Origin of the sequence: Rothia sp. HMSC061C12, from assembly GCF_001815755.1 — a bacterium.
Taxonomy (GTDB): Bacteria; Actinomycetota; Actinomycetes; order Actinomycetales; family Micrococcaceae; genus Rothia; species Rothia mucilaginosa.
The window spans coordinates 12561-35012 of record NZ_KV821872.1; the positions used below are offsets into that span (position 1 = coordinate 12561).

Below are 22452 nucleotides of genomic sequence, written 5' to 3' on the forward strand. Positions count from 1 at the left end.
ACCCGTCACCCGGACGCTCCGTCATCTCCTCGCTGCGCTGCGGAGAGCGTCCGTGTGACACCCTGAGGGCGCATCCGGAAAACGCGGCCGCACCCGCACAGTACCCCAGCAAGGAAAGGCGGTATCGTCCGAACGTGACATCAGGGTGCCCGAAGCGAAGCGAGGGCGGGTTCCCTGTAGGAACGAGGACGAATACCGCTTTCCATGCGGAACCGTGCAGAACCTGGAATGGGACAAGAGAGCACAAAAGAGGCGCCGCCTCCCACACTGGAGACAGCGCCTCTTTCGTTAGAGCCGGGTCAGCAGAAGAGCTTAGTCTTCCACGCCGCACTCAGCCAGAATCAGCTCACGCACGCGGGCGGCGTCAGCCTGACCGCGGGTAGCCTTCATGACCTGACCGACGATAGCGCCAGCAGCCTGAACCTTACCGACACGGATCTTGTCGGCAACGTCGGGCATTGCTGCCAGGGCTTCCTGAACGGCTGCGGTGAGCGCACCGTCGTCGGAGACCACGGCGAGGCCGCGTGCCTCAACGATTTCGGCGGGGGTGCCTTCACCGGCGAGGACGAACTCAAGCACCTGGCGGGCGATCTTGTCGTTGATCTTACCTTCGGAGATGAGCGCTTCGAGGGCGACCACGGTTGCGGGCTCCACGCCGAGGGCGGTGAGCTCAACTTCAGCCTGCTTTGCGCGGCGGGCAATCTCGCCCATCCACCACTTGCGGGCTGCAGTTGCGGTTGCGCCTGCGGCGACGGTCTCTTCGATGACGTCGAGTGCGCCAGCGTTGACGACGTCGCGGAACTCTTCGTCGGAGTAGCCCCACTCGCCCTTGAGGCGGCGGCGGCGCTCTGCCGGGGGTTCGGGCAGTTCGGCGCGCAGACGCTCAATCCATTCGCTGTTGGTGACGACCGGTACGAGGTCCGGTTCGGGGAAGTAACGGTAGTCGTCGGCGTCGGACTTGGGGCGGCCCGAGGAGGTTTCGCGGGTGTCTTCGTGCCAGTGGCGGGTCTCCTGGGTGACCTTTTCGCCGCGTTCGAGGATCGCTGCGTGGCGGCGAATCTCGTAGCGGACAGCGCGCTCAACGGAACGGAGGGAGTTCACGTTCTTGGTTTCGGAGCGGGTGCCGAACTTCTCTGCGCCCTTGGGCATGAGGGAGACGTTGGCGTCGCATCGGACGTTACCGCGTTCCATGCGGGCGTCGGAGATGCCGAGGGAGCGTACGATGTCGCGGATTGCGGCAACGTAGGCGCGTGCCAGTTCGGGTGCGCGCTCGCCAGCACCGACGATGGGTCGGGTGACGATCTCGATCAGGGGCACGCCTGCGCGGTTGTAGTCGACCAGGGAGGAGGTTGCACCCTGGATTCGGCCGTCTGCGCCACCGACGTGGGTGAGCTTGCCTGCGTCTTCTTCCATGTGGGCGCGCTCAATTTCGACGGTGAAGATGGTGCCGTCTTCGAGCTCAACGTCCAGGGAACCGTTTTCCGCAATGGGGCCGCCAGCCTGAGAGGTCTGGAAGTTCTTCGGGGAGTCCGGGTAGAAGTAGTTCTTGCGGGCGAAGTAGGACTTGTCTGCAATGTCGCAGCCCAGTGCCAGACCGAGCTTGATGGCGGACTCAACAGCGGTCTTGTTCACCATGGGTAGCGCGCCGGGCAGGCCGAGCGATACGGGGGTGACGTTGGTGTTGGGGTCGTCGCCGAACTCGTTGGGTGCGGAGTCGAACATCTTGGTCTTGGTGTTCAGTTCGACGTGCACCTCGAAGCCGAGGACCGGGTCGTACTTTTCGATGGCTTCTTCGAAGCTGAGGACTTCTTCACTCATTACTTGGTTCCCCCAAAGTCAAAGTCGCGGATCAGAGTTTCGGTGTCGGGCAGGCTCTTGTAGAGCGGTGCGCCCCATTTTGCGGTGAGCAGTTCTTCCAGTGCTGCGCCGACGCGGTAGAGGCGTGCGTCTTCGCGTGCGGGTGCGGTGAACTGGATGCCGACGGGCAGGTTGTTCTCTTCGGAGAGGCCGCCGGGCAGGGAGAGCGCCGGGACGCCTGCCAGGTTGACGGGCACGGTTGCGACGTCGCCCAGGTACATTGCCATGGGGTCGCCTTCGGTCTTCTCGCCGAGCTTGAACGCGGTGGAGGGCGCGGTCGGGGAGATGAGCACGTCGCACTTTTCGAATGCTGCCGCGTAGTCGCGCTGGATGAGGGTGCGTACGCGCAGTGCGGCGCCGTAGTAGGCGTCGAAGTTACCTGCGGACAGTGCGTAGGTGCCGAGGATGATGCGGCGCTTGACCTCGTGGCCGAAACCTGCGGAGCGGGTTGCGGACATGACGCGTTCGATGGTGACGGGGCCGTCTTCGGGTACGACGCGCAGGCCGTAGCGGACGCCGTCGTAGCGTGCCAGGTTGGAGGACACCTCGGAGGACATGATCATGTAGTAGGCGCTGATGGCTTCGGTGACGGAGGGCAGGGAGACCTCGATGATCTCTGCGCCTGCGGCACGCAGCTCTTCGACGGATTCGCGGAAGCGTGCGAGGACGCCTGCTTCGAAGCCTTCGCCGTTGCCGCCACCGAGTTCCTTGATGACGCCGATGCGCAGGCCGGACAGGTCGCCCTTGCGTGCGGCTTCTGCGCCTGCCTTGGCTTCTTCAACGAAGTTGCCGGGCTCATCGGGCAGGGAGGTTGCGTCGAGCGGGTCGTGACCTGCGATTGCTTCGTGGAGCAGTGCGGTGTCCAGGACGGTGCGGGCGACGGGGCCTACCTGGTCGAGGGAGGATGCCATGGCGATGACGCCGTAACGGGAGACGGAGCCGTAGGTGGGCTTGACGCCGACGCTACCGGTCAGTGCGGCGGGCTGGCGGATGGAGCCGCCGGTGTCGGTGCCGAGCGCCAGGGGTGCCTGGAAGGCGGTGACGGCTGCTGCGGAGCCGCCGCCGGAGCCGCCGGGTGCGCGGTCGAGTGCCCAGGGGTTGCGGACTACGCCGAATGCGGAGTGCTCGTTGGAGGAGCCCATTGCGAATTCGTCGAGGTTGGTCTTGCCGAGGATGGGCATGCGTGCTTCGCGGACCTTGCGGGTGACGGTGCCGTCGTAGGGGCTCATCCAGCCTTCGAGCATGCGCGATGCTGCGGTGGTGGGCTGGCCCTTGGTGACGATGAGGTCCTTGACGGCGATGGGTACGCCTGCGAGCGGGGGCAGTTCCTTGCCTGCTGCGCGGTCTGCATCCACTGCTGCTGCGGTGGCGAGTGCTTCTTCGGCGTTGATGTGCAGGAAGGCGTTGAGGCCATTCTTGCCGTCTGCTCGGTTGTCGCTCAGGGGTGCGCCGTCGGTGGCTGCGATGCGGTCCAGGTGTGCCTGGGTGAGCTCGACGGAGGTGATTTCGCCGGATGCGAGCTTTTCTGCTGCTTCTGCGGCGGTGAGCTGGATCAGTTCGTTCACTTGGTTGTTCTCCTCTTAGTCTTCGTCGAGGATTGCCGGCACGCGGAACTTGCCGTCCTGTGCGTCGGGGGCGCCGGAGAGCGCCTCTTCCTGGGTGAGGGTGGTGACGGGTACGTCTTCGCGGAAGACGTTCTCGAGGGGGATGGGGTGGCTGGTCGCGGGGATGTCGGCAGTTGCTTTCTGCGACATGGTCTCAACGGATGCGACGATGACGTCCAGCTCAGACGCCATCGCGGTGAGTTCTTCATCGGTCATCTCAATGAGTGCCAGCGATGCCAGGTGCTTTACCTGTTCAAAGGTGATGGCAGACATGGTTCTCCCGTAGTTTGTTTTCTTGTCTCTTCTCTAGTGTAGTGGAGGTTGCGTTTTCCGTCTCATTGGGGGTTGGAGGGTTTACCTGCTGGTTTGCGTGGTCAGGCGGTGCTCCTCTCCCCTATTTTCGGGTTAAATGCTCAACGCCCCGCTCCTCGTGTGAGGTGCGGGGCGTTGGGCTACAACGTGTCCACGTTACGCTTGGGGGTTAATCCTTAGGCGGGGATGGTCAGAACCTGGCCGGGGAAGATCAGGTCAACGTTGTAGATGATGTCGGTGTTCGCAGCTGCGATTGCCTGGTAGCCGCCTGCAACGCCGAGCTTTGCAGCAATCAGCGAGAGGGAGTCACCGGGAACCACGGTGTAGGTGCCTGCTGCAGCCTTGGGAGCTGCTGCTACGGGAGCCTCAACTGCCGGTGCTGCTGCGGGAGCTGCGGGAGCCTCAACTGCGGGTGCAGCGGGTGCTACCGGTGCAGCGGGAGCTGCTGCGGGTGCCTCAACTGCTGCGGGTGCAGCCTGAGCTGCAGGAGCTACGGGTGCAGCCTGTGCCGCGGGAGCGGTGTAGGTCTGCTGGGTCTGCGACTGTGCAGCCACGGTGGTGGTGGGCTCGGTGTAGGTGGGAGCTGCGCCGGTCTTGCCGTAGAGGCCAAGCTTAGCGGAGCATGCGGGCCATGCGCCCCAGCCCTGGATAGCGAGCAGACGCTCGCCAGCCTCGATCTGCTGTGCACGGGTAGCGGTCGCGGGGGAGCCGGACATGCCGACGCCGTTCCAGGACTGCTGGGTGAACTGCAGACCGCCGTAGAAGCCGTTACCGGTGTTGATGGACCAGTTGCCACCGGACTCGCACTGTGCCAGTGCGTCCCAGGTAGCACCGTCTACTGCGTTTGCAGCGGGCATCGACATGGTAGCTGCTACAGCGCCACCGATGGCGAGAGCTGCTGCGGTACGACGAATGGAAGTGTTCTTCATAATGCTCCTTGGGGCCGTCCCCGCTCGTTCCGTCCCCGGAACTCTAGCGCGCCGCCGCTCACCCTTTGATAACGAAGTAGGTTACTCATATTCTGGCTCTACCATGTGAGCGGCTCTCCACCGATTTCATGTCACCGTGAGCGATTCTGCACTTATGTGCGGAATCCGGGTGGCGTTTCCTCGATGGGGACGTGCGGTAGAACCGGGCATCGTTTCAAGCGTTCCAAGCTTGAAACCACACAGGCGATTCCCTTGCGAGAATCTATCTGGTCTCAAAGATAGCCGAGGTTTTTTATGATTCCAACCCGATTTCAAGTTCACAGCGAACGTCCCGGGTTCTCCCAGGGTTCTTTCAGGTTAAAAGTGCAGGAAACATTATTTAAGACCTTGAGCCCCGCGCACATTAAGGGTTTCACCCCGGAATTTCGGGGTTTTCTAGGGGTTTAACTCGGATGCGCTCCCCTGCTGAGTTTTCCGATTCGGGGTTGATGGGCACCACCTTTAAGGGTTTTGAACAGCGTGTAAATATTTTTTAAATATTTCTTCGCTTTGGGAGTGTTTTAAGGCGCTTCCGCCTTAAAAGCTGTGGTAATTACAAATGCCAGAAATTGGCATTCAGGCCCTGGAGCACGCACTCCAGAGCCTGAATGCTCTATATATTGCAGGGGTCAGATTCAGATGACCCCGCTACCGGGTCTACTCGGCGGTAGCTTCAACAGCCTCCGGACCGCCCTCAAGCAGAGCGGTGAAGCCATCCTCATCCAGCACCTTCAGTCCCAGTTGCTGAGCCTTATCCAGCTTCGAGCCGGCGTTCGCGCCCGCAACCACAAAGTGGGTCCTCTTAGATACAGAACCAGATGCCTTACCGCCGCGAGAAATAATGGCTTCCTTCGCGCCATCACGGGTGTAACCGTTCAGCGTGCCGGTCACGACCACGGTCAAGCCCTCCAGGGTGCGCTCCACGGACTCGTCACGAGTATCTTCCATGCGCACACCGGCGGCAGCCCAGGAGTCCACAACCTCGGCGTGCCAGTCCTCAGCGAACCACTCAATAATCGAGTCGGCAATCGTGGTTCCCACACCGTCCACAGCGGCAAGGCGTTCACGGTCAGCCTCGCGGATTGCCTGCATCGAACCGAACTCCGCGGCGAGCGCGCGGGCAGCGGTCGGGCCCACGTGGCGAATCGAGAGGGCAACCAGCACGCGCCACAGCGGCTGCTGCTTTGCCTTCTCCAGCTCGGCGAAGAGGTTCAGCGTATTCTTTGTGGGCTTCGGCTCGGGGCGTGCCTTGGTCGGCTTGGTGTAGAAGTAGGGCACGCGTTCCATCTTTCCGGTGCCCACGCCCTTGACTTTCTTCTCACGCTCGATGGTGACATCGCGCAAATCCTCAATGTTGAGGCTGAACAGGTGCGCTTCGGTGGTCAGCGGAGGGGTGTCCGGGGTTGCGGGGCTGGTGAGCGCCTTTGCCGCTTCGAAGCCGAGCGCCTCAATGTCGAAGGCTCCGCGGCTTGCCGCATAGTACACGCGCTCGGTCAGCTGCGCCGGGCAGGAGCGCGGGTTCGTGCAGCGCAGGTCCACGTCGCCTTCCTTGCCGGGGGCAAGGGGCGAACCGCAGGAGGGGCATTCACTGGGCATGACGAACTCTCGTTCGGTGCCGTCACGTAGGGCAACCACGGGGGCGACGATCTCGGGGATCACGTCGCCTGCCTTGCGCAGCACCACGGTGTCGCCGATGAGCACGCCCTTGGCCTTGACCACGTCCTGGTTGTGCAGGGTGGCGCGTTCGACGGTCGAGCCGGAGACGAACACGGGCTCCATGACGCCGTAGGGGGTCACGCGGCCGGTGCGTCCCACGTCCACGCGGATGTCCAGCAGTTTGGTGTGCACCTCTTCGGGCGGGTACTTGTACGCCACCGCCCAGCGCGGCACGCGGGAGGTGTAGCCCAGCTGAGCCTGGGTCGCGAAGTCGTTGACCTTAATGACGATGCCGTCAATCTCGTGCACCAGGGAGTGGCGCTGCTCGCCGTACTTGTTAATGAAGTCGAAGACCGCCTCGGTGTTGGCGGCGATTTCGCTGTAGGGGCTCACGGGCAGACCCCAGGAGGCGAGCAAATCGTAGGTCTCGTACTGGGTGGCAATATCCAGGCCGGTGCGCGAACCGATGCCGTGCACGTACATGCTCAGCGGGCGCGAGGCGGTAATCGCCGCGTCCTTCTGGCGTAGCGAGCCTGCCGCGGCGTTACGCGGGTTCGCGAAGGGGTTCTTTCCTGCGGCAATCATGGACTCGTTGAGCTTCTCAAAATCGGCGGAGGAGATGAACACTTCGCCGCGGATTTCAATCTCTTCGGGGTGGTTCTCGCCGCTCAGCTGCTGCGGGATGCTCGCGATGGTGCGCACGTTGTGGGTGACGTCTTCGCCGGTGGTGCCGTCGCCGCGGGTTGCCGCGCGTACGAGGGTGCCGTTGCGGTAGAGCAGGTTCACCGCCAGGCCGTCAATCTTCAGCTCGGTCAGCCACTGCGGTGCGCTGCCGGTGAGGGTCCGGGCGCTCTCTTCGGTCTTGGTCAGCCAGGCGCGTAGCTCTTCGAAGGAGAAGACGTCCTCGAGGGAGTACATGCGCTGCAGGTGGGTGACGGGTGCGAAGGCCTCGATGGCTTCGCCGCCGACTTCCTGGGTGGGCGAGTCGTTGGCGATCAGGTGCGGGTGCTCCGCCTCAATGATTTCGAGGCGGCGGTAGAGCTTATCGTACTCGGCGTCAGAGAGGAAGGGCGCGTCCTCGTTGTAGTAGGCGCGGCGGGCGGCACGAATCTTATCGGTCAGTTCCGCGTACTCAGCACGCAGGGCCTCGGTAATCTCCACGGTGTTTTCTGCGGTGTTTTCCACGGAGTTTTCTGCGGGGCTCTCTGCTCGAGTCTCGGCGGTGGCAGTCTGCTGGGTGGTGTTGTTCTCAGTCACCCGTCCAGTCTAGCGTTTTTGCTCCGCCTCTCCCCTATCGCTCGTCATATTGGCAGGTTCCTCGCGCGCGAACACTGGCGCAAAAACACCGTAGCCACTTCCCGAATCGCGCTTCCTTAGTTTCTGTGTGCAGATACAGTTCACCCCCACCTCCTGAAGGCACTCGCACGAGTACCCGAAGAGAGCGGGGGTGAATCATAAGGTATGAAGTTTAGGCCTCGACAGCGTCAGCAACAATCACCGTAATGTTGTCGCGGCCGCCGGAGCGCAGCGCCTCGTGCTGGAGCACGTCAGCGGCGTCCTGCGGGTGGCGAATCGAGGTGAGTACGCGCGCCATGTATTCGTGCGAAAGCTCACCGGAAAGGCCATCGGAGCAGAGCATCAGGCGGTCACCGGCGCGGGCGGGCAGAACCCAGAAGTCCGGTTCCCAGTAGTTGCCGGTACCGAGGGCGCGGGTAATCACGTTGCGGCGCGGGTGGGTCAGCGCCTCCAGGGCGGTAATCTGACCCTCGTCAACCAGGTACTGCACCTCGGAGTGGTCGCTCGTGACCTGCTCCAGCGAGGCGGAACCCTCAGAGCCGGGCAGCTTCTCCATGGCGGAGTGGTGAATACCGTCGTCTTCACGCAGCAGACGGTAGGTTCGGGAGTCACCCACGTTGAAAATAACCCACAGGTTACGGTCACCGATGCTGGTCAGCCAGGCGCCAGTGACGGTCGTGCCGCCAGCGCGGGAGAGTGCCTGCTTAATTTCTTCGTTGGTTTCGCCGAGAATATCGTGCAGGCGGTTCAGGGTGCCCACGATTTCGTTGTTGAGGACGGTGTTGGCGCGGCGACGACGCTTGGCGGGGTCGGAGTCGTCAATGGCGGCGAGGCGTTCAGCGTAGGCCTGCTGCTCCTCTTCGCTACGGCCACCGGGCATGGTGAAGAAAGGCGAGTAGGCAAGCTGACGCACGCACAGGCGCGATGCTACTTCGCCGGCTTCGTGGCCTCCCATGCCGTCCGCGACCACGCAAAGGGAACCGGCAACGACCATCGAATCTTCGTTATTTTCTCGATGTGCGCCGCGGTGCGTTGCACCACCGGTACGTAGTTTCAGTTCAGTCATGAGAGGTCTATCTCCATTGTGTAGTTCGCGCGACGAGTCACCGCCACGGGGTCTACGTTACCAAAGCTTCTAACGTTTCGCGTCCCTTGAGAGGTGAGAATATAGCGATTTCCCACCTGTCGGAGCGTGTTTGCTGTCTCATTATCGGTCAGTACGGTACCCGGTTCAGCGAGGGAGACCAGGCGCGCAGCCAGGTTCACGCTGGAGCCGTACACGTCGCCGCGGTTAGCCAGAACTTCACCCCAGATGAAGGCGACACGTGCATCCGGCAGTTGCGGGTCGGCACCAATCTTTTCGGAGAGCTGCAGGCTAATCTCTGCGATAGCGTCCGGGGTTTCGGTGAGGAAGAAAACTTCGTCACCGAGAGTCTTAATAATGCGACCGCCCAGGGGCGCAATAACGTCCAGGCAACTCTGCTCAAAGTGGTTGATGAGCTGAGAAAGAGCCGCCGCGTCTAGGTTACGTACCAGAGAGGTGTACGAGACCAGATCCACGAATCCTACACCGCGTACCAGGGGCAGGCGGGAGAGGCCGGAGGTGGTCACGTTGTTTTCGCGTAATCCCAGGCGCAGGATTCCGGCGTACATCTGGCGACGGTATGCGTATAGCGCCAGACGCTCGAGAACCTCGAGGTAGCGCGGGAAGTCTTTGAGGAGCTTGCGGCGGGCATCATTATCGCTGAGGTTTTCGGTGACCATGATGTTGTGCACGAGCGCCTCAATCTGCCAGGCGACGGTGCGGTCGGTCAGTTGGCCTTCGGCACGCACGAGGGATGCCACATATTCCATGCGGATATCGCCTTCTGCGTCCAACTTCTGTAGGTCGGCGAGCATCTGCACGTCTGTTTCAGTGAAGTAGGGCGAGTGGTTGGGAATCGTCGGGAAGCCCATATTGTGCCAGATGCGCTGGGCGGTTTCGAAGGGAAGTCCGGCGCATTCTGCGGCTTCTAGGGGGGTGTAGCGGCGGCCCTGTCCCAGGAGCGACTTTTCGAGGGCTCGGATTCCTGCCTTGGATTCCTCGTCTCGGTAGATATTGTTCTGGGCGAGGTTCTGCAGAATTTTGAGGTTCAGCATTTGGGTTTCGGGGCCCATGGTGGCGCCGGTGCCCTGCGGAGAGTGCGCAGGTTCATGGTGGTCTGCCGTGCTCATTGCCGCTGCCGCTCCTTTCATCTCTGCCGGACAATACTGTCTGGTTTACACCGTGGTGGCACGAGGTTACGAGGTGCCTCGTTACACTCTGTGGGTTTTGCATTGCGTCACTGCGATGATGCTCACCGTGTAGCGCCTTGTTAATATACCCCTCCGCTGTGGTGTTTGGGTCACAAAAGCGCCCGCACCCTAGGATAGTTTAGTGGAGTAATTCACATTTAAGAATACTCTAATCCGCATTTTTTCGGCAGATTTAGCGACTGATTTAGGCTCTGAGCCAACCCGACAGCTCCCGCCCGAGTCGGCGGCGGGGGCGAAGAAGCTCTAAATATAGCGAGAGCGCAGGGCGTAGCAGTCACGTCGGGCGGCTTTAATTTCTTTTTCAAAGCGCTTCGGGTCGGGCACGTAGGTCAGGCGGTGATGCACGCCGCGGCAGACTACGTACACCGAACCGTAGCCTAGCCAGGCTCCCGGGCCGCGCTGTTTTGCCCAACGCTCCCCCATGGAATCCAGGTAGAGGGATTCGTCTCCGGTTCGGGTCATTACGCCGCGGCGAACCACGAGCCGGTGGGTGGTCAGCAGGTAGTAGGTGGTTGCCCAACGCCAGGCGGTGCGCACAGCACCGAGCAGGGCACCTACCGCGCAAATCATGCCAAGAGTCCACAGAATCGGTGAGGACCGTGCCGTGGAGGCGAAGGTTGACGCGGCGATAGCAACCAGCAGGTAGGCAAGCGCGGGCAGCAGGGCACCGTAGTGCTGTCGGGTGGCGATGATGACATGCTCACCGGGGTTGAGTTTTCCGCGCAGGCGCATGGTGTTCCTTAGCTGTGCTGGTTGTTATATTCCGGCTGGAGGCGCCGGTTGAGGTGGTGTGGGTTAATGCAGTTGACGTGCCGGGCTGACATTTTAGGGGTTGGTTCTAGTGTGCCTGCTGAAAATCTCCGTAGCTACCGTTGGCGGGGCGAAGGTGCTCAATATCGCCCACCGCGTAGGGCTCTAGGGATCCGTCCTCGCGGCGGATGAGGATGCGCCCCTGCGCGTCGAGGTCTTTGGCGGTGCCTTCTACGGTGCTTCCGTCGGGCAGACTCATGCGCACGCTGGCGCCGAGGGTTGCGGTGGCGGCGCGCGCCTGGTCAAGCAGGCTGAGGCTATCAGGGGTGAGCGGGTCGGGGCGTTCGGGGTCGCCGCCGGCGCGCACGAAGGCGCGGTAGCGGCGGGCGAAGATGCTGAGCAGCCGGGTGAGCACCTCGGAGGAGTCAATCACAGTACCGGTGCACAGGCTCAGGCTCGTGGCGGTGGGTACGGGCAACTGCTCGGCGGACATGTTCGTGTTCTGTCCGATGCCCACAATAATGCTGCGTTGCCCCTCGGTGGAGCCGCTTTCGGGAACGAGCTGGGCGAGAATTCCGCACCCCTTAGCACCCTGCGCGATGACGTCATTGGGCCATTTGAGGGCAGCATCGACGCCGTAGCTGCGCCAAATATCGACCACGCTGAGCCCGGCGATGAGGGTCATCCAGTGGTAGCTGCCTTCGGGGAGTTCTCGGGCGAGCGGGTCTGCGGAGGCGTGCGGGCGCACCACGATACTTGCGGCGAGGCAGGCTCCGGGAGGGGCGGTCCAGGCTCGGGCGAGGCGGCCGCGTCCGGCGCTTTGGTAGAGGCTGGCGTAGACGGAGAGCTCACCGAGCTGTTCGCGTTCGGGGTCCGTGCCGTCCATAAGTAGCTCGCGGGCGCGGGTGGTGGTGGAGTCGACCTCATCGTAGAGGTTTACGCTGGAGTACCCGGTTTCCATTGCAATGGTGCGGATGCGTGGCACATCCAAAACCGAATAATCGCTCTCGATGTGCATGTTCTTCTCCATAGCTTGCGCCTTTCCACTCTGTCCGAAACTACTCTGCAGTATGCCGACCCTCTTTCAGCTCACCGTCGAAACCTGCCAGCTTCTACCGAGTCGCACTGGTTTCTCACCATACCAATTTCTTGCCGCCGGTGATGCCCACCCGGCGCCCGAGACGGTACATTAGACAGTGAGGGTGCATCAAGCACCGACCGGCTGCGGAGGTTCCTCCGCCCTGCTCGAAAGAAGACCGCTATGGCTTATTACGCAATTACTTACGTTTACGCAGCTCCCGAGGAGCAGGCGAAGTACCGTCCGGCTCACCGCGAGTACCTTGGTTCGCAGATTGAGGCGGGCAACCTGATCGTTTCGGGTCCTCTGCTGGACGGCGAGACCCCCGCTGGCGCTCTGCTGATTGCAAAGGTTGACTCCGTTGAGGCAGCTGAGAAGCTGGTTGCTGGCGACCCCATGAACATTGGTGGCGCGGTTCTGTCTCACACCATCACCGAGTGGAACCCGGTCCTGGGCACCATCTAAGCGTCATTTCACGCTGAAAGTTTGAACGCAAACCCCCTTTCCGTCGACAAGGATTGCCGAAGCGAAAAGGGGGTTTTCTGCGCTCTTTTGAGCCGCGCTTTCGCACTTTTCGTTTACTATATGCACCTTCTTGGGTACTGAGTGCATAAAAGTGTATCTAGTGTTGATATTCTGGCTTCTCACCTGGCATATGTGGGCTAGTTCGCACTATAGTTGAAAGATATGCACATTGTTCAAGAGTGCTCTTCGGGGCACCTGAGCACCTTATCACCGCAACCACTGGCTCCCGACGATCGGGTGGAGCAGGAACGAGGAATAATGTCCGAGAACCTCCAGCAGGAATTTGATTTGAGCACCACCGCCGGTAAGCTCGCTGATTTTTATGCACGTCGAGAGCGCAGCTTCGCGCCCAGCGGTGAGGCAGCTATTGAGAAGCAGCACGCACGCGGTAAGAACACCGCCCGCGAGCGCATCGACATGCTTCTGGACGAGGGTTCTTTCGTAGAGTTTGATGCCCTCGCCCGCCACCGCACCACCGCGTTCGGTATGGAGGCGAAGAAGCCCCTGGGTGACGGTTTGGTCTCCGGTTACGGCACCGTGGACGGTCGCCTGGTTGCCGTGTATTCGCAGGACTTCACCGTTTACGGTGGTTCTCTCTCGCAGGTGAACGGCGAGAAGATTGTGAAGGTGCAGAAGTTCGCTCTGAAGAACGGCTGCCCGGTTATCGGCATTAACGATGGTGGTGGCGCCCGTATTCAGGAGGGCGTGGCTTCCCTGGCGATGTTTGCCGATATTTTCCGCATGAACGTGCGCGCCTCCGGTGTGGTTCCGCAGATTTCTGTCATTATGGGCCCCTGCGCTGGCGGTGCCGCTTACTCCCCCGCTCTGACTGACTACATCATCATGGTGGATAAGACCTCGCACATGTTCATTACCGGCCCGGACGTCATTAAGACCGTGACCGGTGAGGATGTGGACATGGAGACCCTCGGTGGTGCGCGTCAGCACAACTCGGTGACCGGTACCAGCACCTACCTGGCTGAGGACGAGGAAGACGCTTTCGACTTTGTGCGTGAGCTCCTCGAGTTCCTGCCCTCGAATAACCTTGCAGAGTCCCTGCCCCTGGAGCATGACCAGGAGGCGCAGGTGTGCGTGGACGATTTGGATTTGGATACTCTCATCCCGGATTCTGCGAACCAGCCTTACGATATGCGTGCGGTCATTGAGTCCGTGGTCGATGACGGCCATTTCCTGGAGATGCAGGCGCTGTACGCTCCGAACGTGATGATTGGTTACGCCCGCGTTGAGGGCCGCACGGTCGGCATTGTGGCGAACCAGCCGATGCAGTTCGCCGGCTGCCTGGACATTTCTGCATCCGAGAAGGCTGCCCGTTTTGTGCGCCATTGCGATGCGTTCAACATTCCGATTCTGACTTTTGTGGATGTTCCCGGCTTCTTGCCCGGTACCGATCAGGAGTTCAACGGCATTATTCGCCGCGGCGCTAAGCTGCTCTACGCTTACGCGGAGGCGACCGTTCCGCTGGTTACCGTCATTACCCGTAAGGCGTACGGCGGCGCGTACATTGTGATGGGCTCGAAGAAGCTGGGTGCCGATATTAACCTGGCGTGGCCCACCGCTCAGATTGGCGTGATGGGCGCTCAGGGTGCGGTGAATATTCTGTACCGTCGTGAGCTGGCTGCTCTGGCGGCTGAGGGTGGCGATGTTGAGGCTCGCCGCGCTGAGCTGATCACCAAGTATGAGGAAGAGTTGCTGAACCCGTACCAGGCTGCTGAGCTGGGTTACATTGACGAGGTTATTGCCCCGAGCGAGACTCGCGTGCGCATTATTTCATCGCTGCGTGCCCTGCACGATAAGCGTGCGTCTACCCCGGCAAAGAAGCACGGCAACATCCCGCTGTAGGCTTCCGTTGTGCCCGCACCGTCTGTGGCGCGGGCCTTCGCACGATTTAGGTTTTCTAAGGAGGCGTGCCTTTGGCAGGCTACAACCCGCTTAGTTATTTCTCATTCGGTAAAAAGAAGGATAGTTCGGAGGCTGCTGAGAGCCCCGAGCAGCTTGAGCGTAGCTCCGCACATTCTTCTGCGCACGCAGATACCGCATCCAGCGCCCCGCCGAAGGATTCTGCTCAGCCTTCGGTAGATGCTGACGCTGAGCAGGAGCCTCTACTGAAGGTGGTTAAGGGCTCCCCCACTCCGGAGGAGATTGCCGCCCTCACCGCTGTGGTTGCGATGATGCAGGCGAGCGCCGCAAAGCAGGAGCAGAACTTGCTGGTGGGTGCCGCTTCGCGCATCCTGAACCGCGGTCAGCGCCTGGGTGTTTCGTTGCGTCCCGGCCCCGGTTCGTGGAGGCGCGCTCGCCCCATGTAATGCGGGCTGCTAACTATGCTTCTTATATTCCCGTCACGCCAGCCGGTGTGACGGGAATATATTGTTTTGCCTCAAATTCAAGATTTATATTGCGTTATTGTACATCTAATGCGCTGGTTCTTGCGGTTTTGTCATATTAGAAACGATAAAGCGATGATGATACGCCCTGATGCTACGATGTATATACCATCACAATAGTGTTAGTAAATTGGCAGGGACCATGGCAAAGATGCTGAATAAAAACCATAGGCCCCCACCGGATGTCTATATCACGCTTCTGTTGCCGACGCTACGGCGCTTGTCGAAGACTGTGCCCCGCACCGCCGCCTATGTTAGCGAGCAGTTGCGGCAGCAGACTAAGGCATTGGGGTCGAAGAAGAACCTACCGGCTCTTGAATCCACCGATTTTGCGGTGGCTGTGCGTACCACCTTGAAAATCTTGGTGGCACTTCGTTATGCCCAGCTTATGCCTCGTTTGACCCCGTGGGAGAAGAGGAAGTACCTGCTCACTCCCCTGGGCGCCGAGCTGACCTGCACCCCGCATCTGCACGGTTCGGTGCCGCCGCGTGTGGTGAAGCAGGTGCAGGCGTTGTGCTCTCAGAGTTTGACGGCAAAAAGCGTGAAGAAGCTGAAGAAGCAGGCGAACGCGCTACTGGAGAATGCGCAGGAGGAGCATCGCCTCATTTTTGGCACTCCTGATACCGGCGTCCTTCATGCTCTGCCGCATTTCTCAGGCGCTGATCATGCTGATGCCGCCACCGCTGCTTATGAGGCAACCGGCGCGGCGCATCTTGCGCATGCTTTGAATTCTGCGGAGGCTGCGGGGTCCTGGCCCGCCGGTCAGTCACCTCTGGATATTATTTTGCGTGCCAGCGATTCGCCGGTGATTCACGCTCAGGCTGAGTTCGCGGAGCATTTTACGCAGGATTTGATTCAGCATATTCACGCGGTGACGCCAGAATATTTTGAGCAGATTGTTGCCGATATTTTTACGGCTCTTGGTTTTAACACCGAGGTAACCGGCGGTGCTGATGATAAGGGTGTTGACGTTATTGCCCGCTATTCTGATGGCCTGGATTTCGCGCCGATTTATATTCAGGTGAAGCATTATTGCGGAACTATGAAGGTCACCCCCAACGAGATTCAGAAGCTTGCCGGTGCAGTGCTTCTGCACGGCGGCCTGCAGGGTGTTTTGGTGACCTGCGGTGCTTTTGCACATCCGGTGCCTGAGTATTTGCAGGGCTTGCCGGGCGCACGCAATATTGCTCTGGTTGATCAGCACCACTTGGTGGAGCTGATGATTCGCCATCGTGTGGGTGTGCTTGATGGTGAGGGCGAGTGCGGTTATCGCATTGATGAGGAGTATTTTGCTCGCGGCATGGAGTAGCCGGGGGTATTTTGCGGTGAGTATTTCTCACTGAACGTCTCTGGTCTTCGCGCATTTCCTGCGTTATTTCACTTAATGTATTTTCACTTTTCCTTGAGGATATTTTTCATATATCGGCTGGTTTTAGAAATCTAGGTTATTTCTTGAACCAGCCGATACAATGGGAGGGTAATGCGTTATATATACTCGCATTATTTCACGAAGTGTATATACCCGTGACGGTATCAGCGCTTCACCATAATTTATAGCGTTCTTTCTGAAGTGTTCGTCATAGAAGACGGTACGTGAGCGGGAGGGTCTGAGTAATCTGCCTTTCCCGCTTCTCTTCACGAGGGATTACCAAAGTGTCGACCCAAAAATAAAGATGGTGTCGCCCAGTATTGTGTGAATATTTTCCCTCTCGAATGACTGCACTTTATGAAGAACGACCGCACGATAAATAACACCAGATAAGGAGCCCGGCGTGGCTTTTGTGAATAAAACAATGCTCCATATCGATCATTCCGAATTGCACTCTCTGCAGCAGGAAATTTCGTGGGAGGCCCTACCCGAGGAAGCACGCACTCTCAGCATTGCGGCGGCTTTCTCTCTGCTCCGCCATTTTGAGCGCGCGCAGGATCGTGGCGAGAAGGTTTTCTTCCCCGATATGTACACCCCGGTTGGCGTGGACCTGGGTTTCAACATGACTCAGCGTTTCATTGCGGTCGGTGACAATGTCCTCTTCCGTGAGGCACTCAATAAGCTGATTGCGGCGCTGGTCAATGCTGATTATCTTGAGGTGTCCCTCAGCCAGTTGCATCCGGGCAACCTGCACTACACCCTCAGCGAGGCTGGCCGTGAGCTTTTGGGTACCCCGAAGGAACAGCAGGCGCAGGCTCTTCTGCCGGTTCTGCCTCTGCAGAGCGGCGTGTACCTGCACTATCTGAAGCAGTTCTACCCGGTTCTGCTCTCGCACATTACGGTGCGTGAGCTTCTGCCCATTGTCCTGAGCGTTACCCCGTCCTATCCCGCGGCGGCGCCCGTGAAGATTCGCGAGCTGGTGCTGCGTGAGTGCGGTTTCGTGCAGGGTTGGTACGGTCTGTCGTATCTGGAGCAGCGCATCGTGGAGCCGGTGATTGCTCAGGCGTTGAGCCTGCTGACCCGTGAGGGCTACCTGCGCACCAAGACCATTCACGAGCACACGGATTCGCCGCTGACGCTGTACTCGCTGTCCCCGTCTGCGAAGGAGCTGGTGGCACGCCACGAGGAGACTGGCGTGCCCGCAAGCGAGCTGAGCTCCGTGCTGGCGCTGGTTAAGGATGAGGGCACCTCGATTACCGCTGAGGATATTGCCGCAACCGATGCTCTGCTGACCCATATGGGCGTTCTTCTGCTCGATACTCTCAACGACCACGGCGCCGATGTGGAGCTGAGCCTTCCGAGCCTGGAGCAGGTCTTTGACCGCGACGAGCGCATTCAGCAGGCGTCCTCGAACCCCTATTTTGTGCAGATTGACGCGCAGGATTACCTCTACGATGTGCTGATTGCCCACCACTATCTCTCCGAGCGTGAGACCGTCTACTCGCTGGGTCCTGCGTTTGCACCGGCTTTGGCGCAGATGGTTGAGCCGAGCGTTCAGAAGCTGGTGGCTTCGGCTCTGCTGGATCCCGCGGCGGTGGATGCTCTGCCGTACCCGCATCAGTTGCTGTACCCGATTCTGAAGCTCGTGGAGGAGAACCCGCGTATCTCCTACTACGACATCTACGATGAGTTGAAGCTCGCCCTGGATATCCCGTACCTGCAGGGTGAGATTGCTCCGCACCGTTATAAGCTGACCCCGCGTCTGCGTAACCGCTATTCGGTGGCGATGCACGTGCTCAAGGGCGAACGCTACCTGAACGCTCTGCGTGAGGGTACGGGCCGTACCTCCCGCAAGAACCCGGAGCGTTACGAGCTGAGCGAGGCGGGTAAGGAGCTGCTCAAGCGTTTCCCGGAGGGTGCTCCGGAGGCGGTGACCGCCCGCATGGCGCCGCTGCCGCCGCAGTCGCTCAAGCACAAGCTGCCTCAGGATATTGCGGCTGAGCTGCAGGCTCGTGAGGAGGCTCTTCAGGCTGCTAAGGAGGCGCGCGCGACGGAGCGTCAGGCTCGTCTGGCGGCTCGTGAGGGTGCTTCGCGTGAGCCGTTGGCTCCGGTGCCGGGTGCTTCTCCGGCGCTGTTGGCGCGTCCGGCTGGTTCGCCGGTGGCAACTACTACCCAGCCGGCTACTATCCAGGTGCCCGCTGAGGTTCCGGCACCGGTCGCTGCGGCTACCGCCCAGCCTGCCGTGCCCGCTCCTGCTGTTTCTGCGCCCGTTGTGGCTCCTGCCCAGCCGGTTGTTTCCACTCCGGCTGTTTCTGCTGCTGAGCCCTCGACTGCTCTGCAGGTGGCTGCCACTCAGGTGCGTGAGGCTCTGAAGCGTTACCGTCAGGTCTTCCGCCGTGAGGCTCTGGCTCCGGCGCTGGCGCAGGTGTCTGAGGAGCGTTTCCGTAGCATTGGTTTCGATTTGTTCCTGATGCGCGGCTACACGGTAGAGGCTCTGGATGCTCAGGGCGTGGACGGCGTGGCAATCCCCGCCACCGGCGAAAAAGAACGTGCATTCTACGTGCGTACCCTGCGCCCGGCAGCTGGCGGTGTTCTGTCCGCAAGCGTTCAGCCGCAGGATATTACCGCGTTCTTCCTGGCGATTCACGCCCGCGGTGGTCAGCTCGGCACCTTCATCACGAACGCACCGTTCAGCGATGAGGCGTACGACGAGTTCATCCGCTGCTCGACCAAGTACCCGAATATTCTGGTGGACTTGGTATCCGGCGATGAGCTGCAGGACCGCCTCATTGCGCACCGCCTCGGCGTGGTCGAGAGCGCAAACGGTCTGCTGGAGCTGAACGGTGAATACTTCGCCGGCTAAGTCACCAGCTAGCAGCTTTTAGCCCATCTTGGGTATGCCCCGGTTTTCTCTCTCCTGCACGTTCAGGTGGGAGAAAGCCGGGGCATTTTCGCGCCTGCGCCCCGGTGAGTTGTCCACAGGTGAGCCCTTTTCGTCGTGTTCGGTGCCGCTCAGCCCGTAATATTGCCGGTTTAAGCGAGCTAAATCACCGAAAATCGTGGTTGGAGGCACACCCCTGCGTTAGGATATGAACATGAGCACTTACCAGGAACTTCCCAGCATCTACCGATTGAAGCGCTCGCTGACCGACGTCGATCAGATTGCTAACGAATACTTTGAAAAGGTCCTCGACCTGAACCCCGTCCATGCAACCGAGCTTGGTCGTAAGGGCGTAGAGACCCTGTACCCCGATTACTCGCCCGCCGGCGAGAAGGCTTTTGCGCGCCTTGCGAAGAAGACTTTGAAGAAGGTCGATAACGTCCTGCCTATTGATGACGTTGACCTGGTCACCCTGGATGCTCTGCAGGAGCGTCTGAGCCTGTACCGCAAGCAGTACAAGGCTGGTTTTGGCGGCTGGCAGCTGAACAATATTGCGTCCGTCCCGCAGGAAGTGCGCTCGGTCTTCGACCTGATGAAGCGCAACACCCAGCAGGATTGGGAGCATATTGTTGGGCGTATGCACCGCGTCACCGAGGCACTGGAGGGATACATCCAGACTCTTGAGGCGGCTCGTGAAGAGGGTAAGGTTGCCCCGCGCCGCCAGGTGGATATTGTCATTGAGCAGACCGCCGCGTACTACGCTCCCGGTGGTTTCTTTGATGATTTGGCGGCTGAGGTCGCCGAGGCTGTCCCCGCCCTGAAGGATGAGGCTGCCGCCGGTGCCGAGGCTGCGAAGGAAGGCTACCGCCGCCTCAACAGCTACCTGGTGGAGAAGCTGCAGCCGGTCGCTCCCTCCCGCGACGCTGTGGGCCGTAAGGCGTACAGCCTGCACTCCCGTTCGTTCCTGGGCACCACCATTGACCTGGACGAGACCTACGCCTGGGGCGTGAAGGAGCTGGAGAGCATTATTGCTCGTCAGCGTGAGGTTGCCGAGGAGATTGAGCCGGGCGCAAGCATTGAGCGTGCGAAGCAGCTGCTCGATGAGGATCCGGCACGTCAGCTGCACGGCACCGATGAGCTGAAGGCGTGGATGCAGAAGCTCGCCGACGCCGCGGTGGAGAACCTGGCGGATACTCACTTTGAAATTGGCGGCCCCATGCGCCGCATTGAGTGTTGCATTGCGCCCACGAACGAGGGTGGTATTTACTACACCGGCCCCTCCCCCGATTTCTCGCGTCCTGGCCGCATGTGGTGGTCGGTTCCCGAGGGTGAGGACACGTTCACTACCTGGCGTGAAACCTCCACCGTGTACCACGAGGGCGTTCCGGGTCACCACCTGCAGATTGCTATTGCTACGGCTCTGCAGGGCACCATGAACTCCTGGCGCACGAACATGCTGTGGGTGTCCGGTCACGGTGAGGGCTGGGCGCTGTACGCCGAGCGCCTCATGGAGGAACTGGGCTACCTGAAGGATCCGGGTGACCGCATGGGCATGCTGAACGCTCAGCGTATGCGCGCCGCCCGCGTGGTCTTCGATATTGGTGTTCACTGCGAGATGCCGATTCCCGCTGAGTGGGCTGAGCAGCTGGGCGTTGAGCCGGGCACCATCTGGACTTCTGAGCTGGGTTACGAGTTCTTGAAGCTGAACCTGGACGAGTCCGAGGGCCACTTGCGTTTCGAGTTCCTGCGTTACCTGGGTTGGCCGGGTCAGGCTCCGAGCTACAAGATTGGCGAGCGCCTCTGGCTGGAGCTGCGCGATCAGGCTCTGCGCCGCGGCGATGACATGCGTGCGTTCCACACTCGTGCGCTTCTGCTCGGTTCGGTGGGTCTGGACACTCTGCGCCGCGCCCTGACCGATGAGATGATGCTTCCTCTGGATACTGAGGATGACGATGACGAGGACGACGAGTAGCCTCTAGACGAGTACCCTCTGGACTAGAGCCTCCGCATAGGAACTCTATAGATGAAGCCCCCGCTTCAGCTTTGCGGCTGAGGCGGGGGCTTCACCTTTTCATGCAAGGTTTATCTATCGGGATTCCGGGCTATCCGAAGTTTGCGGTGCCGGGGTCGGTGGTGCCGAATCCCATGCCGGTGGAATCGTTCAGGTCCACCAGGTGCGGGGCGAAGCGGCACCAGTAGTCGGTGAGCGCGCCGTTCGATTCGCGGATGCCCACGCCTACGGTGCGTCCGTCGACCACCCACACGCCAAGGATGGGGTGGCTGACCGGGTTAATAATGCCCTCGTAGCGCGGTGCCGGGATGTACTCCTGGTAGATGAATTCGCTTTCGGGGGCGTTGGCGAAGAAGTCATCGTCTTCGGGCTTGATGAAGACGTCGTAGTCGGGGGCGTAGATTTCTACGCCGTCGCCTTCGCGTCCGAAGATGGGTTTGCGAACCCAGTTGCGCATGCCGCCGCGGTGGCCCGCGTAGGTGGGTACGAGGTTCGGGTGGCCGGGGTACTTATCCCAGAGCGCGGCAAGCAGCAGCTTATTGGAGAGGAACATCTTCCACGCCGGCTCAATCCAGCGCTGCATGGAGTCATGGTAGGCGAAGAGGAGCTTGTCGTAGCCTGCTTCGCTGTCGGTGACCAGGTCTTCCCAGGGGTAGAGCTTGAAGAGGTTGGTGATGGCGCGTCCGTAGGCGTCTTCCCAGCTCTTGGTGTCCTCGTTGAAGATGACTTCGTCGATGGGAATCATGTGGGTTTTGATGCCCGCCTGCTGCGCCGAGTAGGCGATGAGCCAGAGGTTGTTGTAGTCCTCGTTGTTCTCGTCAATCTCGGGGCTCACGTGCGCCAGGTGCAGTACGGGCTGCACGCCAGCGGCAATTTCGGCTGCGAAGATGTGGCGCCAACGGTTGGTGAAGGCTTCGCCGATTTCACCCCAGTGGGCGTAGCCGCGGGTATCGAGGCGTTGGTCTTTCGCCCAGGTTTTCTGGCTGACTGCCGCCTCCACGATGCCGGTGGGGGTGTCGGCGTTGTATTCGAGCAGCTTCATCGGGTCGCCGGGCACACCCGAGTAGGTGAAGTCGAAGCGGCCGTAGAAGTCGGCGTCGCGACGGTTCCAGGATTCTACGGCGAGGTTGAACGCCGCCTGGGGCAGACCGAGGGTGCCGAACGCACCGGAGGCGATGTACTCGACGGTTTCCAGGCACATGCGGTGCATTTCTTCCGCCTGGGCTCGCACAGAGTCCATTTCTTGCGGGCTAAAAATGTAGGCGGCGTATTCGTTCCAGTAGTGGTCGGTGTCGTGGGGGCCGTCCACGCTGTAGGTGAGGCCTTCCTCAATGATGACGTTCTCCCAGTCGGGTCGGCCGACGGGAAATTCTTCGCGGCGCATGAGGGGCTAGGCTCCTTCGAAGTAGTGAATGGAAAATAGTGAGGAAAATGCGGGCGGGACCGTT

The 22452-nt window shown here is 60.5% G+C and carries 16 protein-coding genes; 6 read left to right on the top strand and 10 right to left on the bottom strand.

Annotated elements, in window-relative coordinates; genetic code table 11:
• Positions 1 to 312: 312 nt before the first annotated feature.
• The 9 genes from gatB to HMPREF3055_RS06330 form a co-directional block, all read right to left on the bottom strand.
• Positions 313 to 1818: an Asp-tRNA(Asn)/Glu-tRNA(Gln) amidotransferase subunit GatB gene (gatB, locus tag HMPREF3055_RS06290; RefSeq protein ID WP_070738594.1), complete on the bottom strand. Its 1506-nt coding sequence runs from the start codon at positions 1816 to 1818 to the stop codon at positions 313 to 315.
• Positions 1818 to 3422 (bottom strand): Asp-tRNA(Asn)/Glu-tRNA(Gln) amidotransferase subunit GatA, encoded by a 1605-nt coding sequence (gene gatA / locus HMPREF3055_RS06295; RefSeq protein ID WP_070634997.1) that lies wholly within the window; start codon positions 3420 to 3422, stop codon positions 1818 to 1820. Before gatA ends, gatB begins: the two co-directional genes overlap by 1 nt.
• A gap of 15 nt (positions 3423 to 3437) precedes the next feature.
• Positions 3438 to 3734 (bottom strand): Asp-tRNA(Asn)/Glu-tRNA(Gln) amidotransferase subunit GatC, encoded by a 297-nt coding sequence (gatC, locus tag HMPREF3055_RS06300; RefSeq protein ID WP_005507016.1) that lies wholly within the window; start codon positions 3732 to 3734, stop codon positions 3438 to 3440.
• 215 nt (positions 3735 to 3949) lie between these two features.
• Positions 3950 to 4702 (bottom strand): transglycosylase family protein, encoded by a 753-nt coding sequence (locus HMPREF3055_RS06305; protein ID WP_070738596.1) that lies wholly within the window; start codon positions 4700 to 4702, stop codon positions 3950 to 3952.
• Positions 4703 to 5398: 696 nt separating this feature from the next.
• Positions 5399 to 7582, bottom strand: coding sequence for an NAD-dependent DNA ligase LigA (ligA, locus tag HMPREF3055_RS06310; RefSeq protein WP_070738694.1), 2184 nt, complete (start codon positions 7580 to 7582; stop codon positions 5399 to 5401).
• 283 nt (positions 7583 to 7865) lie between these two features.
• Complete coding sequence (locus HMPREF3055_RS06315) at positions 7866 to 8759, bottom strand: PP2C family protein-serine/threonine phosphatase (protein ID WP_070634121.1); 894 nt, start codon at positions 8757 to 8759, stop codon at positions 7866 to 7868.
• On the bottom strand, positions 8756 to 9907 hold the full coding sequence (locus HMPREF3055_RS06320; protein WP_070688305.1) for an adenylate/guanylate cyclase domain-containing protein: 1152 nt from the start codon (positions 9905 to 9907) through the stop codon (positions 8756 to 8758). The genes HMPREF3055_RS06315 and HMPREF3055_RS06320 overlap by 4 nt, the downstream gene beginning before the upstream one ends.
• Positions 9908 to 10231: 324 nt before the next feature.
• A complete protein-coding gene (locus tag HMPREF3055_RS06325) occupies positions 10232 to 10720 on the bottom strand; it encodes a glucose ABC transporter permease (protein ID WP_070688307.1) in 489 nt (162 codons plus the stop codon).
• A gap of 106 nt (positions 10721 to 10826) precedes the next feature.
• Positions 10827 to 11768: a biotin--[acetyl-CoA-carboxylase] ligase gene (locus HMPREF3055_RS06330; RefSeq protein ID WP_070688309.1), complete on the bottom strand. Its 942-nt coding sequence runs from the start codon at positions 11766 to 11768 to the stop codon at positions 10827 to 10829.
• A gap of 231 nt (positions 11769 to 11999) precedes the next feature.
• Here HMPREF3055_RS06330 and HMPREF3055_RS06335 point away from each other — a divergent pair, with 231 nt between their 5' ends.
• The 6 genes from HMPREF3055_RS06335 to HMPREF3055_RS06360 all read left to right on the top strand — a co-directional run bounded on the left by HMPREF3055_RS06335 (position 12000) and on the right by HMPREF3055_RS06360 (position 20965).
• On the top strand, positions 12000 to 12281 hold the full coding sequence (locus HMPREF3055_RS06335; RefSeq protein ID WP_049341641.1) for a YciI family protein: 282 nt from the start codon (positions 12000 to 12002) through the stop codon (positions 12279 to 12281).
• Between the two features lie 318 nt (positions 12282 to 12599).
• Positions 12600 to 14201, top strand: a complete 1602-nt coding sequence (locus HMPREF3055_RS06340; RefSeq protein WP_044150688.1) for an acyl-CoA carboxylase subunit beta — start codon at positions 12600 to 12602, stop codon at positions 14199 to 14201.
• A 65-nt stretch (positions 14202 to 14266) separates the two neighbouring features.
• Positions 14267 to 14665, top strand: coding sequence for an acyl-CoA carboxylase subunit epsilon (locus tag HMPREF3055_RS06345; RefSeq protein WP_012903982.1), 399 nt, complete (start codon positions 14267 to 14269; stop codon positions 14663 to 14665).
• A gap of 298 nt (positions 14666 to 14963) precedes the next feature.
• Positions 14964 to 16052: a restriction endonuclease gene (locus tag HMPREF3055_RS06350; protein ID WP_246826908.1), complete on the top strand. Its 1089-nt coding sequence runs from the start codon at positions 14964 to 14966 to the stop codon at positions 16050 to 16052.
• A 463-nt stretch (positions 16053 to 16515) separates the two neighbouring features.
• On the top strand, positions 16516 to 18975 hold the full coding sequence (locus HMPREF3055_RS06355) for a restriction endonuclease (RefSeq protein ID WP_070738600.1): 2460 nt from the start codon (positions 16516 to 16518) through the stop codon (positions 18973 to 18975).
• 232 nt (positions 18976 to 19207) lie between these two features.
• Entirely contained in the window at positions 19208 to 20965 is a 1758-nt protein-coding gene (locus tag HMPREF3055_RS06360) for a DUF885 domain-containing protein (protein ID WP_070738602.1), read from the top strand.
• Positions 20966 to 21095: 130 nt separating this feature from the next.
• Here the strand turns inward: HMPREF3055_RS06360 and HMPREF3055_RS06365 are convergent, their stop codons facing one another.
• Positions 21096 to 22388 carry a glutathionylspermidine synthase family protein gene (locus tag HMPREF3055_RS06365; RefSeq protein WP_070507805.1) on the bottom strand — a complete coding sequence of 431 codons (1293 nt, stop codon included), beginning with the start codon at positions 22386 to 22388 and terminating at the stop codon, positions 21096 to 21098.
• Between the last annotated feature and the right edge of the window lie 64 nt (positions 22389 to 22452).

What these genes read in the sequence shown, in the direction of transcription:
- HMPREF3055_RS06335 (WP_049341641.1), top strand. Translation starts at nt 12,000, where the DNA reads ATGGCTTATTACGCAATTACTTACGTTTACGCAGCTCCCGAGGAGCAG.
- HMPREF3055_RS06360 (WP_070738602.1), top strand. Translation starts at nt 19,208, where the DNA reads ATGAGCACTTACCAGGAACTTCCCAGCATCTACCGATTGAAGCGCTCG.
- HMPREF3055_RS06365 (WP_070507805.1), bottom strand. Translation starts at nt 22,388, where the DNA reads ATGCGCCGCGAAGAATTTCCCGTCGGCCGACCCGACTGGGAGAACGTC.
- HMPREF3055_RS06305 (WP_070738596.1), bottom strand. Translation starts at nt 4,702, where the DNA reads ATGAAGAACACTTCCATTCGTCGTACCGCAGCAGCTCTCGCCATCGGT.
- gatB (WP_070738594.1), bottom strand. Translation starts at nt 1,818, where the DNA reads ATGAGTGAAGAAGTCCTCAGCTTCGAAGAAGCCATCGAAAAGTACGAC.
- gatC (WP_005507016.1), bottom strand. Translation starts at nt 3,734, where the DNA reads ATGTCTGCCATCACCTTTGAACAGGTAAAGCACCTGGCATCGCTGGCA.
- HMPREF3055_RS06325 (WP_070688307.1), bottom strand. Translation starts at nt 10,720, where the DNA reads ATGCGCCTGCGCGGAAAACTCAACCCCGGTGAGCATGTCATCATCGCC.
- HMPREF3055_RS06330 (WP_070688309.1), bottom strand. Translation starts at nt 11,768, where the DNA reads ATGGAGAAGAACATGCACATCGAGAGCGATTATTCGGTTTTGGATGTG.
- HMPREF3055_RS06320 (WP_070688305.1), bottom strand. Translation starts at nt 9,907, where the DNA reads ATGAGCACGGCAGACCACCATGAACCTGCGCACTCTCCGCAGGGCACC.
- HMPREF3055_RS06340 (WP_044150688.1), top strand. Translation starts at nt 12,600, where the DNA reads ATGTCCGAGAACCTCCAGCAGGAATTTGATTTGAGCACCACCGCCGGT.
- HMPREF3055_RS06315 (WP_070634121.1), bottom strand. Translation starts at nt 8,759, where the DNA reads ATGACTGAACTGAAACTACGTACCGGTGGTGCAACGCACCGCGGCGCA.